Raw genomic sequence first — 12,036 nt, forward strand, 5'->3', positions numbered from 1 at the left:
AGCGCGCACATCTCAATCAGCAGCCAGGGCGCCCCGGAGAGCCGGACGGCCACTCCTAGTCAGCCACTGAAGGCAAGGACCCATAAGCCACATCCGGCCCTCCCGGGCCGCCCAACAACTTACGGAGAACCCATGGCAGACCCCCACGCCCGTCAGCTGCCGACCCGCCGCGCCCTGCTGCGCGGCAGCGCCGCGTTCGCCGCCGTCGCGGCCACCGCCAGCGCCTCCGCCGCCAGGGCCGCGGCGGAACCCACCACCCCGGGGCGCCGCGCAGGCGGCGTGCGCCCCCTGGACTACCCGCTCGCGGAGTGGACGCCGGCGAGCTTCTCCAACTTCACCGTGGCCAACCGGCCCTCGCAGTACCCGATCGAGTACGTGGTCATCCACGTCACGCAGGAGACCTTCGCGGACACCCTGGCGATCTTCCAGGACCCCTCGGCCGCGGTCTCCTCGCACTACGTCGTCGGCTCGGCGGACGGGCGCGTCGCGCAGTGCGTGGAGGAGCGGAACGTCGCCTGGCACGCGGGCAACTGGAGCTACAACACCCGCAGCATCGGCATCGAGCACGAGGGCTGGGTGGACGAGCCCGAGTGGTTCACCGACGCCATGTACGAGAAGTCGGCCCGGCTGACGGCCTACGTGTGCGACGCGTACGGCATCCCGAAGAACCGCACCCACATCATCGGCCACAGCGAGGTGCCGGGCGCCACGCACACCGACCCGGGGCCGCTGTGGGACTGGGACCGCTACCTCGGCCTGGTGAAAGCGGCCTGATTACCCGGAATCCGGATCTCAATCCTCCCTGACGCGATGTTCATCAGATCAGGCGAATTGGCGTTCACCGCCTCATGTCCTGCGCGCCCGGCGCGCAGGATCGCCACGTGAACAGGAGGCAGACGGGGCAACGCGCGCGCCGGGCGGGCGCCTGGGCCGCCGGCGTCGCGTTGCTGGCGGTCGCCGCCCCCGGCGCGGCGGCCGCCGACGCCCGCCCCGGCGCGTCGCCCGGGACGGGCGGGTGCGACCTGCCGCTGCTGCGTCTCGGGGTGGAAGCGGGGCACGTGGGCGTCACGCTGACCCTCCCCCCGTGCCCGCCGCTGTGCCCGCCGGCCGGTCACCTGCCCTTCCCCACCCTGCCGCCCTGCGAGGAGCCGAGCCCCTCCCCCACGCCGACTCCCACCCCCACCCCGAGTCCCACGAGCCCCACGCCCACTCCCCCCCCGAGTCCCACCCCGGCGCCGCCCTCGCCGCGGCCCACCCCCTCCCCCGCGCCGGCCCCCTCCGTCCCGCAGGCGCCGCCCTCCTCCTCGGCCGGCGCCCCGGCGCCGGCTCCCGCCGCCTCCGAGCCGCCCCCGCCGCCGGAGGCGCCCGCCCCCGAGGCCCCGCCGCCCCGGCCGCCGGAGACGCCCGGACTCGACCTGGCCGCGGGACTGCGCGCGCCCTCCCCCCACCAGCCGCCGCCCGCGGGTGCCTCCCTCGTCACCAGGACCCTGCTCATCACCGCCCCCGCCGTGCTCGCCGCGGCCGCGCTGCGCCCCCGCTCGCGCGCCGGCGCACGTTCCCGTTCCCGCGCTTCCTAGGAGCTCCGTGGTGTCCGAATGGCTGGGCCTGTCCCTCCTCACCGCAGCCACCTGCGGGTTCGTGCTCCTCATAGCCCTGCTGCGGCAACGGCGCCGGGGCGGGGCCGACGACCCCTCAGAAACCCCGGACGTCATCGAGTACATGACGATGATGCTGGGGGTGGTGTACGCCATCGTCCTCGGCCTGGCCATCGCCGGCGTCTGGGAGGCGCGGGGCGAGGCCGACGGCTTCGTGCACCGGGAGGCACAGGCCCTGCACGAAATGGACCAGCGCGCCGCGGTGTTCCCCGCCGAGGTCCGCGACGACATACGCGGGCGCATCCGCGACTACGTCGGCTACGTGGTCGACGAGGAGTGGCCCCGGATGGTCGACGAGGGCGAACTGACCGACCGCGGCGACGAGTTGCTGGCCGACCTGCGCGCGGCCGTGACCGCCAGGGAGCCGCAGACCGTGCGCGAAGTGGAGTCGTACCAGGGCCTGATCGACCAGGCGGCGCTCGTCGACGAGGCGCGCGCCGGCCGCGGGGACAGCGCCGGCAGCACGCTGCCGGGACTGGTGTGGCTGGGGCTGATCACGGGGGCCGCCGTCGTGGTCGGCATGGTCTTCTTCCTGCAGATCCAGCGCTCCGCACGGGAGCTGATCCTCGCCGGGCTCTTCAGCGCTCTGATCGCCTTCCTGCTGTTCCTCGTCTGGCACTTCGACGCCCCCTACGCCCGGGGCCTGTCCGGCGCCGACGAGGTGTTCACCTCGTACTTCCCCCCGGCCGATCCCACCGGATGAGCCAAGCGTGGCTTTGGCGGCAGGCTCTAGCATGAAGCAGATGAGTGCACTGTTTCCGGCCCTGGCCAGCGCTTCCTCCAAGCCCGCGCTGCGCTTCGGCGACCAGATAGTCAGCTACGCGCGGCTGCGTGCCGCGGCCGGGGCCCTCGCGCCGCGGCTGGTGGGGCACGAGCGCGTCGCCGTGTGGGCCACGCCCACCCTCCACACCGCGGTCGCCACCGTGGCGGCCCTGGCGGCCGGGGTTCCTGCGGTGCCGCTCAACCCGAAGATCGGCGAGCGGGAGCTGGCGCACGTTCTCGGCGACAGCAAGCCCGCCCTCGTGCTGGCCGCCCCCGGCGCCGCGTTGCCGGGCGGCCTGGCCGGACTGCCCCGGCTCGATGTCGGAACGGGCCTAGAGGAGAGCGCCGCGCCCGGACAGGAGGCGCCGGCCGAGGACGTCCCGTGGGGCAACCCGGCGCTGATCGTCTACACCTCGGGCACCACCGGCCCGCCCAAGGGCGTGGTGCTCCCGCGCCGCGCGATCGCCGGGACGCTGGACGCGCTGGCCGAGGCGTGGCAGTGGACCGGGGACGACGTCGTGGTGCACGCCCTGCCCCTGTTCCATGTGCACGGGCTGGTCCTCGGCGTGCTCGGGCCGCTGCGCCGCGGGGGCACGGTCCGGCACCTCGGCCGCTTCTCGCCGGAGGCGGTGGCCGGGGCGCTGGCGGAGGACGGCACCCTGCTGTTCGGCGTGCCGACCATGTACCACCGGCTCGCCGAGGCCGTCGGCGAGGACCGGGGGCTGGCCGCCGCGCTGGCCGGGGCCAGGCTGCTCGTGTCCGGCTCCGCGCCGTTGCCGCTGCCCGACCACCAGCGCATCGAGGCGGCCACGGGCCGCCGCGTCGTCGAGCGGTACGGCATGACCGAGACGCTGATGAACACGGCGGTGCGGGCCGACGGGCCGCCCGCGGTCGGCACGGTCGGGGTGCCCCTGCCCGGCGTCGAGGTACGCCTGGTCGAGGAGGACGGCGGCGTCATCGAGGCGAGCGACGGCGAGACCGTCGGCGAGATCCAGGTGCGCGGGCCGCACATGTTCACCGAGTACCTCAACCGCCCGGACGCCACCGCCGGCGCCTTCGACGGCGACTGGTTCCGCACCGGCGACATGGCCACCAGGGACGCGGCCGGCCACTACAGGATCGTGGGCCGCAGGTCCACCGACCTGATCAAGAGCGGCGGTTACAAGATCGGCGCCGGCGAGATCGAGAACGCCCTCCTCGATCACCCCTCGGTCGCCGAGGCGGCGGTCACGGCCGCGCCCGACGCCGACCTGGGCGAGCGCATCATCGCCTGGATCGTGCCCAGGGACGCCGGGCGGCCGCCGACGGCCGAGGAGCTGACCGAGCACGTGGCCCGTCAGCTCACCCCGCACAAGCGGCCGCGCGAGGTCCGTTTCCTCGCCGCCCTGCCGCGCAACGACATGGGCAAGATCCTCAAACGGGAGCTGAGGTGAAGGACCCGGCCATGACGGCCAGGGAGCTCATCGCCACCGTGGTCTCCGGCCGGTTCACCGAGCTTCCGCAGCGGGAGTCCGTCCACGGCGCGCGTGGGCCCATCGACTGGGACGGGTACGACGAGGCGCGCGCCCGCGCCAGGAAGCGCACCGGCGAGTCCGAGTCGGTCGTCTGCGGGGTGGGCCGGGCCGGCGACACGGAAGCGGTGGTGATCGCCTTCGAGTTCGGCTTCCTCGGCGGCTCGATAGGCGAGGGCGCCGGGCAGCGGGTGGAGAACGCGCTCATCACGGCCCGGGACCTGTCGCTGCCCGTGGTCTCGCTCCTGGCGAGCGGCGGCAGCCGGATGCAGGAGGGCATGTCGGCGCTGGCCCAGCTCCAGCGCGTCGCCCGCCAGATGGTGCGGCTGCGCGAGGCGGGGCTGGCGCACGTGGCCGTCCTCGCGGGCCCGGTGACCGGCGGCGGCTGGGCCACGCTCGGCGCGGGGGCCGACGTCAGGCTGGCCTTCCCCGGCGTGCAGGTCGGCTTCGCCGGCTCCCGGGTCAGGCCGCAGGGCGCGGACCCGTCGGCCTACACGGCAGAGGGGCAGCTGGCGATCGGGCAGGTCGACGCGCTGGTGCCGCCCGAGGAGCTGGGCGAGACGGTGGCGGACTGGCTGGCGTTGCTGACCACGCCGGCCAGGGGCCCTGTCGCCCCGCCGCGGGCGCTGCGGGCGATGCCGCTGCCGGAGACGGGCTGGCAGGCGGTCGAGCGGGCCAGGGCGGCGGACCGGCCCCGCGCCGACAGGTACCTGCGGGCGTTCTTCACCCGGCGCCGGCCGCTGGCCAGCGTCGATCCCGGCCTGCTGTGCGGCTTCGGGCGGCACCAGGGCCGCACGGTCGGCTACGTCGCGCAGTGCGGAACGGCCACGCGCCCCGCCGGGTTCCGGGCGGCGACGCGGCTGCTCCGGCTGGCCGACCGGCTGTCGATTCCGGTGCTCACCCTGGTGGACACCCCGGGCGCCGCCAACGACGAGGCGGCCGAGCGGGACGGCGTGGGTGCCGCCATCGCGGAGGCGATCACCGCGGTGTCCGCCTCGCGGATACCGGTGACGACGCTGCTCATCGGGGAGGGCGGTTCCGGCGGGGCGGTCGCCCTCACCTCGGCCGGGCACACCTGGGTCACCCCGGACAGCTACTACGCCGTGCTGGTGCCCGAGCGGGCCGCCGCGCTGCTCAAGCGGGGCCCCGAGGAGGTGCCGGCCACGGTCGAGCAACTGCGGGTGCGGCCGCAGGACTTGGTGGAGCTGGGCATAGCCCGCGGCATCGTGGGCCCGCGCTAGAAGGCCGGAGCACTCCCCCGCCGGGGCGCGCGCCGGCCGTTTTCCGCCGGCACCGGGCGCGTTCGGGCCACCGCGGCCGGATTCGGCCGGGCCGCTGAACCCGCGCGCGGGCGGCCTCGTGTCCTGGGCGAAGGGCGGTGACGTCCCCGGCTCCCTGGGAGGCTCGGCGTGGGAACACTTCTGGGTCAAGGCGGCAGGCGGCGGTCTGCGGTGCCGCACGCGCGGCCCGCGGAGTTCCCGGGCGGCGGCGCGCCGGGGGCGCTCCCCGCGCGCGCCTGGTGAGCGCCGTGTCCCTGTGGGCGGAGCGGCCCTTCCGGCTGCTGTTCGTGGCGCGCACCGCCTCGCTGCTGGGGAGTTCCGCGGCCCCCGTCGCGCTGGCCTTCGCGGTGCTCGGCCGGCCCGGGAGCGGGCCGGGTGACCTGGGGTGCGTCATGGCCTCGTACGCCGTGGGCCGGGTCGGATTCGTACTGGCCGGCGGCGTGCTGGCGGACCGCTGGTCGCGGCGCGGCACGATGGTCCTCTCCGACCTGTGCGCCTTCTCCGCCCAGGCGGTCACCGCGGCGCTGGTCGTCGGCGGCGCCCCGACGGCGTGCCTGGCCGCGGCGGCCTTCGCGGGGGGCGCCGCCGGGGGCCTGTTCCTGCCCGCCGCCCGCGGCCTGGTCGCCGAGCTGCTGCCTCCCGAGCGGCTGCACGGCGCGAACTCCGCCCTGCGGATCGCGCAGAACGCCTGCGCCGTGCTCGGCGCCTCCGCGGGCGGGGCGGGCGTCGGTCTCTTGGGGCCCGGGCCGGTCCTGGCCTTCGACGCGCTGACGTTCGCGGCGTCCGCGCTGGCCCTGTGCGGCGTGGGGCGGGGGCCCGGGCCGCGCGCCGCCGCCCCGCCGCGCCCGGCCGCCCCGCCGCGGGCGGGCGCCGAGTCCGGTGCGGGTGCCGGGCCCGGTGCGGGCGTGGCCGGCGGGCGCGGCGGCCGGCTGATCGGCGAGCTGCGCCTGGCCCGGCGGGAGTTCGGGGCCCGGCAGTGGCTGTGGGTGGCGGTGGCGCAGTACGCGCTGATCAACCTGTGTTTCAACCCGGCGGTGAACGTCCTCGGCCCCGCCTCCTTCCAGCGGCGGTGGGGCGCGGACGCGGCGCTGACCTGGTCGCTCGCGGTGACCTCGCTCGCCGTGGGCACGGGCCTCGGCGGCCTGGCCGCGCTGGGGGTGCGCCCGCGCCGGCCGATGCGCACCGCCACGGCCCTCACCCTGTGCTTCGTCCCGCCGTTCCTGTGCCTGGGCGGCGAGGCGCCGCTGTGGTCCGTCTGCGCCGCGATGCTGCTCGCCGGCTGCGCCCAGCAGGTGTACGAGGTGCTGTGGGAGACGTCCGTGCAGACGCACGTGCCGCTCGGCGTCATCTCCCGTGTCACCTCCTACGAGTTGATCGGCTCCTTCGCCCTCGGCCCGGTGGGCCTGGCCCTCGCCGGACCGGTCGCGGCGGCCGCCGGGGCGCGGCGGACCCAGGTGGCCGCGGGCCTGCTGGTCGCGCTGTCCGCGGTCACCGCCCTGCTCAGCCCCTCGATCCGGTCGCTGCGGGCCGGCGGCCCCGCGCGGGGCGGCGCCCCGGGCCCGGCCGCTGCCGCCGCGGCAGGCACACCCGTTCACGAAACAGGAGGCCCGCTCGATGCAGGAGAACCGCAGGAACCAGCCGGCCGAGCCGTTCTACCGCGGCCTCGGCAGCGCGTACGACACCATCACCAGGGCGCAGCGGTACGAGGTGTGGGTCGGTTTGTACGCCGACCTGATCGCCCGGCACGGGGCGCCCGGGACCAGGCTCCTTGACCTGGGGTGCGGCACCGGCAAGTCGGCGCTGGGGCTGTCGCGGCGGGGTTTCGGGGTGACGGGGGTGGACCTGTCGCCCGAGATGCTGGCCGCCGCCCGGGCGAAGGAGGGGGCGGGCGAGGTGCGGTTCGTCCGCGGCGACGTCCGTGCCCTGCCCGATCTGGGGCCCTTCGACGTGGTGACGACCATGGGCGAGCCGTTCACCCATCTCGCCGGCGAGGAGGAGCTGGCGGCGGCCTTCCGCGGGGCCGCCCGCGCGCTGGTGCCTGGGGGTCTGTTCGTCTTCGACCTGCCCACGGCCGGCTTCAACGACCGGCTGGCCACCTGGAGCGTCATCGACGAGGCCGAGGACGCCGTCATCCTGTGGCGGGGCGCCCCCGCCGGCACCGGCCCCCACACCACCGACCTGACCATCGACACCTTCCTGGCCGAGGCGGACGGCCGCTGGCGGCGGCAGCAGGAGACGGTGACGCACCACCACGTCGGGCCCGGGCGGGTCGAGGCGCTGCTGTCCGCGGCGGGCTTCGCCCTCGACGCGGCCTACGGGCTCTACAAGGGCGAGCTGCTGCCCGAGGCGGACCAGGAGCTGCACCGGAAGTCGATCGTGGTGGCCCACAAGACGGCCCCGGAAGCCGGGTGAGCGCCCGGCGGTCAGGGGCGGAGGAGACGGCCCCCGCGGGATGCGGGGGCGCAGGTGGGAAGCGAGTGGGGAGGAGGTGAGCGCGCGTGAGGACTCCGGACTGGGACGAGGCGACCCCCGACTGGGACGAGTAGCCGGGTGACGCCGAAGGGGCCGGCCGCCGCCGGCGGTGCACGCGCCACCGCACCGCCGGGTCCGCGGCCGGCCCGCTTCCGGGCCGGCCGGGCGCCTCAGCCGGCGGCGAGCCCGGCCAGGCGGGCCAGGCGCCGGTAGGAGTCCAGGCGTCCTGCGGGGTCGTGGGAGTTGAGCGTCAGCAGGAACTCGTCGGCGCCGGTCCGTTCGGCCAGCCGGGCGAGCGCCTGGGCCATCTCCGTTTCGTCGCCGTGCAGTTGGCCCGACGCGGCCTGCTCGAAGTAGGCGCGCTCGCGGTCGGTCATCTCCCGCGCCAGCACCTCGGCCGGCGCCTCCAGGGGCGGGAAGATGCCGCGGGTGCGGGAGAAGGCGGTCGCCCAGGCCTCGGAGACCTGGAGCAGCCGGGCCTCCTCGTGGGTCGCCGCCACCGCCGCATTGACCGCAACGATCAGATACGGTCGCCGCTGCTGCGGTCCCGGGCGGAAGGCGGCACGATAACTCTCGATCGCGTTCAGCATGCGGTCCTCGTCGCTCAGGTGCGCCATGACCAGCGGCAGGCCGTGCGCGGCGGCGAGGTCGGCGCCCGCGCCCACCGCGAGCACGAAGGCCGGAACGCGCAGCCCCTCGGCGGGCAGCGCCCGCACCCCGTGCGCGCCCTCGAAGTAGCCGAGGAGTTCCGTCAGCTGCTCCCCGAAGCGTTCCGCTGCCTCCTTCTCCGCGCCGAGCGCGCGCCGCACCGCGCCGGTGAAGCCCACCGAGCGCCCCAGCCCCATGTCGATGCGGCCGGGGAAGAGCGATGCGAGGACGCCGAATTGCTCGGCGACGACCAGCGGCCGGTGGTTGGGCAGCATCACCCCGCCCGTGCCGACCCGGATGCGGGAGGTCGCCGCGGCGACGGCGGCGGCCAGCACGGTCGGCGCCGAGCCCGCCACCCCGGGCACGCCGTGGTGCTCGGCGACCCAGAACCTGTGATAGCCAAGCGCCTCCACCTGCCCGGCGAAGCGCACCGTCTCGCGCAGCGTCTCGGCCGGCTCCAGGCCGGCGCGCGTGAGCGCCCGGTCCAGAACCGACCAGCGCACCGATCTCAGGCGTGCCCTCGTGTCCACACCCGTTCCAACAGCCACGGCGCCCGGGGATTCCCCTCCGCGCCCGCGCCGCCCGGACGGCCGGGGCGGGGGCCGGGCCGCGCGCCGGGCCCGGCCGCACGCGTGGGCCGCCCCGCGAGAGAGGCAGCCAGACGGGCGGCCGCCCCGGGCCGTTCCGCCGGAACCGGCGGCTTCGCACCACGCGGGCACCCCTCCGGCTCCGGCCCGCGTTGCCCCGGCCGGAGGGCGCCGGGGCGCGGTGCCGTGCGACGGGCCTCAGTGCAGGCGGGCGCCGCCCAGGCCGCGGGCGGCCAGCCACCGCAGCTGCTCCTGCTGCTGGGAGGCGCGGCCGCCGCTGTGGTCGCCGAAGCTCCACACGGCGATGTCCTTCTCGCCCGCGTACTTGTTGTAGGCGGCGTAGACCGTGGAGGGCGGGCAGACGGGGTCCATCAGCCCGACGCTGAAGAGGGCGGGCGCGGCGGCGCGCCGGGCGAAGTGCTGGCCGTCGAAGTAGTTCAGCGTCCTGAAGGCCCGCTCGGGGTCGTCCCTGGTGTGCATGCCGAGGTAGCGGACGATCTCCTCGTACGGGCCGGCCGTGGCCACGTCGGCGGCGCGCCGGTAGTGGCACAGGAAGGGCACGTCGATCAGCGCGGCGGCCACCGCGTCGCCAGCCAGGCCCGCGGTGGAGAGCGTGAGGCCGCCGCCCTGGCTGCCGCCGGCGATGACGACCCGGTCCGCGGCTATCGCCGGGTGCTCGCGTATGACGTCGACCGCCCGCACGCAGTCGGTCATCAGCCGCCGGTAGTAGTAGTGCGCCGGGTCGTCGATGCCCCGGGTCATGAAGCCGCCCACCCACTGCGAGGAGGGGACCGGGTCCGGGTCGGGGGTGTCGTGGCCCTGCCCGCGGGTGTCGACGACGAACTGCGCGTACCCCGCCGCGTTCCACAGCAGGTGCTCGTGCGGCAGGCCGCGCCCGCCCGAGTAACCGATGTACGTCACCACGACGGGCAGCGGCTCGGTGGCCCCCTTGGGCAGCAGCAGCCAGGCGGCGATCGGCTGCCCGCCCCAGCCGGGGAACCTGGCGTCGTAGACCTCGACGGATCGCAGCGGGGAGTCCTCGACGCGCGTGTACTGCGCCGGCCCCGTCGAGGCGGCTCGCGCCGCGGCCAAGGTCTCGGACCAGAAGCCGTCCAGGTCCTCCGGCTCGGGAACCACGGGCCGGTATTCCCGCAGCTCGTCCAGCGGCATATCGGTCAGGGCCATGCGATCTGCCTCTCTTCGTAGTGATCGCGGAGAAGCTACGTCCTTGCGGCGTCCCTGGTCAACGCCTCGCCGATGGGGATCGAACGGCCGGGGTGGTGGTACGCATGGTCCATGGACTGGATCGGCACGCCCGACGCCTGGCTGAGCCGCCTGGTGCTGCAGCGCGGCCTGGCCCTCGTGTACCTGCTCGCCTTCCTCTCCGCGGTCCGGGAGTTCCGGGTGCTCGCGGGGGAGCACGGCCTGACGCCCGCGCCCGCCTTCCTGCGCCGGGTGCCGTCGCGGCGGGCGCCCAGCCTCTTCCGGCTCCACTACTCCGACCGCCTGTTCGACGCCGTGGCCTGGCTGGGCGCGGTGCTCTCCGCCGCCCTGGCGGCCGGTCTCGGCGACCTCGTCCCCCTGTGGGCCACGCTGCCGCTGTGGGCGGTGCCCTGGCTGCTCTACCTCTCGATCGTGAACATCGGGCAGGTCTGGTACGCCTTCGGCTGGGAATCCCTGCTGCTGGAGGCCGGCTTCCTCGCGATCTTCCTCGGCAACGACGACATCGCGCCGCCGACCTTCACCCTCTACCTGTTCGTGTGGCTGGTCTTCCGCGTGGAGCTGGGCGCCGGACTGATCAAGTGGCGCGGCGACCCGTGCTGGCGGAAGCTGACCTGCCTCAACTACCACCACGAGACCCAGCCGATGCCCGGCCCGCTGAGCTGGTTCTTCCACCGGCTCCCCCGGCCGCTGCACCGCGTGGAGGCCGCGGCCAACCACGTCGCCCAGCTGATCGTCCCCTTCGGCCTCTTCCTCCCCCGGCCGCTCGCCACCTGGGCGGCGGCGGTCGTCATCGTCACCCAGCTGTGGCTGGTGGCCTCGGGGAACTTCGCCTGGCTGAACTGGCTGACGATGCTCCTGGCCTTCGCCGCGGTCGACGGCGCGCTCCTCGCCCGCCTCGTGCCGCCGCTCCCCTCCCCGCCGGACGGCCGGCCGAACGCCCCGGCCTGGTTCACCGCCCTGGTCCTCGCCGCCACCGCGCTGGTGGCGGTCCTCAGCCACCGGCCGGTGCGCAACCTGCTCTCCTCCCGGCAGCAGATGAACCGCATCTACAACCCCCTGCACCTGGTCAACAGCTACGGCGCCTTCGGCAGCGTCACGCGCGAGCGGCACGAGATCGTCCTGGAGGGCACCAGCGCCCCGGAGCCGAACGGCGGGGCCGAGTGGCGCGAGTACGAGTTCCACGGCAAGCCGGGGGACGTGCGGCGGCTGCCCCGCCAGTTCGCGCCCTTCCACCTCAGGCTCGACTGGCTGATGTGGTTCGCCGCCCTGATGCCGCGCAGTCCCCGCAGCTGGGTGCCGCCCCTGGTGGACCGCCTGCTGACCGGCGACCGGCGCGTCCTGCGCCTGCTGCGCGCGAATCCCTTCCCGGACGCCCCGCCCGCCTGGATTCGCGCCCGCGTGTACCGCTACCGCTTCACCACCCGGCACGAGCGTCACACCACCGGCGCCTGGTGGCACCGCGACCCGGTCGCCGACTACCTCCCGCCCCGCTCCCTCGGGCCCACTCCCCCGGCCTGAGCGAGCACCCTCGCGAATGCGGTATGGTTCTACCGCGCGGTGCGGGGGAAACCCCAGATCACACACCGGGCACCGGGACGTGGCGCAGTTTGGTAGCGCACTTGACTGGGGGTCAAGGGGTCGTGGGTTCAAATCCCGCCGTCCCGACGGTATAGCAACAGGCCAGAGGCCCCTCTCCTTCGCGGAGAGGGGCCTCTTCCGCGTTCTGAGGGCTCTGGGGAGTGGAACGGGGAGTGGATCTTGGTTGGCTACTCCCCGGCCTCCGCCCGCCTCCGGAGCAGCGTGTCGAGCGTCGGGACAGGCGACCGCGGGTGCCTCGCCAGGCGGGCTTTCTCTGAAGCTCGACCCGTCCGGTGGCGTCCCGAGCGACTTCATCACC

General features: G+C 75.4%; 10 protein-coding genes and 1 tRNA gene. 9 read left to right on the forward strand and 2 right to left on the reverse strand.

Annotation, left to right across the window (positions count from 1 at the left end; translation table 11 throughout):
• The first annotated feature begins 132 nt into the window (after nucleotides 1–132).
• From D7294_RS19010 to D7294_RS33285, 7 genes are all read left to right on the forward strand, one after another.
• The gene (locus tag D7294_RS19010; RefSeq protein WP_120681350.1) at nucleotides 133–774 is read left to right on the forward strand and encodes an N-acetylmuramoyl-L-alanine amidase; all 642 of its coding nucleotides are present in this window, start codon (nucleotides 133–135) and stop codon (nucleotides 772–774) included.
• Between the two features lie 107 nt (nucleotides 775–881).
• Nucleotides 882–1,577 carry a hypothetical protein gene (locus D7294_RS19015; RefSeq protein WP_120681352.1) on the forward strand — a complete coding sequence of 232 codons (696 nt, stop codon included), beginning with the start codon at nucleotides 882–884 and terminating at the stop codon, nucleotides 1,575–1,577.
• Nucleotides 1,578–1,587: 10 nt separating this feature from the next.
• Nucleotides 1,588–2,358, forward strand: coding sequence for a bestrophin-like domain (locus D7294_RS19020; RefSeq protein WP_120681354.1), 771 nt, complete (start codon nucleotides 1,588–1,590; stop codon nucleotides 2,356–2,358).
• 40 nt (nucleotides 2,359–2,398) lie between these two features.
• Nucleotides 2,399–3,850 carry an acyl-CoA synthetase gene (locus tag D7294_RS19025; RefSeq protein ID WP_120681356.1) on the forward strand — a complete coding sequence of 484 codons (1,452 nt, stop codon included), beginning with the start codon at nucleotides 2,399–2,401 and terminating at the stop codon, nucleotides 3,848–3,850.
• Nucleotides 3,851–3,861: 11 nt separating this feature from the next.
• Complete coding sequence (locus tag D7294_RS19030) at nucleotides 3,862–5,169, forward strand: carboxyl transferase domain-containing protein (RefSeq protein WP_120681596.1); 1,308 nt, start codon at nucleotides 3,862–3,864, stop codon at nucleotides 5,167–5,169.
• A gap of 278 nt (nucleotides 5,170–5,447) precedes the next feature.
• Nucleotides 5,448–6,980, forward strand: coding sequence for an MFS transporter (locus tag D7294_RS32500; RefSeq protein ID WP_158674653.1), 1,533 nt, complete (start codon nucleotides 5,448–5,450; stop codon nucleotides 6,978–6,980).
• Nucleotides 6,916–7,620, forward strand: coding sequence for a class I SAM-dependent methyltransferase (locus D7294_RS33285; protein WP_241562499.1), 705 nt, complete (start codon nucleotides 6,916–6,918; stop codon nucleotides 7,618–7,620). Before D7294_RS32500 ends, D7294_RS33285 begins: the two co-directional genes overlap by 65 nt.
• A gap of 230 nt (nucleotides 7,621–7,850) precedes the next feature.
• Here D7294_RS33285 and D7294_RS19050 read toward each other — a convergent pair whose 3' ends face one another.
• Nucleotides 7,851–8,858 (reverse strand): MsnO8 family LLM class oxidoreductase, encoded by a 1,008-nt coding sequence (locus tag D7294_RS19050; RefSeq protein ID WP_241562475.1) that lies wholly within the window; start codon nucleotides 8,856–8,858, stop codon nucleotides 7,851–7,853.
• A gap of 255 nt (nucleotides 8,859–9,113) precedes the next feature.
• Nucleotides 9,114–10,100: an acetylxylan esterase gene (locus tag D7294_RS19055; RefSeq protein ID WP_120681363.1), complete on the reverse strand. Its 987-nt coding sequence runs from the start codon at nucleotides 10,098–10,100 to the stop codon at nucleotides 9,114–9,116.
• A 111-nt stretch (nucleotides 10,101–10,211) separates the two neighbouring features.
• Between D7294_RS19055 and D7294_RS19060 the strand changes: the two genes are divergently transcribed.
• Nucleotides 10,212–11,657 carry a lipase maturation factor family protein gene (locus D7294_RS19060; RefSeq protein ID WP_120681364.1) on the forward strand — a complete coding sequence of 482 codons (1,446 nt, stop codon included), beginning with the start codon at nucleotides 10,212–10,214 and terminating at the stop codon, nucleotides 11,655–11,657.
• Between the two features lie 73 nt (nucleotides 11,658–11,730).
• Nucleotides 11,731–11,804: transfer RNA gene (locus tag D7294_RS19065), tRNA-Pro, on the forward strand.
• The last annotated feature ends 232 nt before the right edge of the window (nucleotides 11,805–12,036 follow it).

It is taken from the genome of Streptomyces hoynatensis (genome assembly GCF_003626535.1).
Taxonomy (GTDB): domain Bacteria; phylum Actinomycetota; class Actinomycetes; order Streptomycetales; family Streptomycetaceae; genus Streptomyces; species Streptomyces hoynatensis.

Coding starts and splice junctions, on each gene's coding strand:
- D7294_RS19060 (WP_120681364.1), top strand. CDS start 10,212: ATGGACTGGATCGGCACGCCCGACGCCTGGCTGAGCCGCCTGGTGCTG.
- D7294_RS19010 (WP_120681350.1), top strand. CDS start 133: ATGGCAGACCCCCACGCCCGTCAGCTGCCGACCCGCCGCGCCCTGCTG.
- D7294_RS19025 (WP_120681356.1), top strand. CDS start 2,399: ATGAGTGCACTGTTTCCGGCCCTGGCCAGCGCTTCCTCCAAGCCCGCG.
- D7294_RS19055 (WP_120681363.1), bottom strand. CDS start 10,100: ATGGCCCTGACCGATATGCCGCTGGACGAGCTGCGGGAATACCGGCCC.
- D7294_RS19030 (WP_120681596.1), top strand. CDS start 3,862: ATGACGGCCAGGGAGCTCATCGCCACCGTGGTCTCCGGCCGGTTCACC.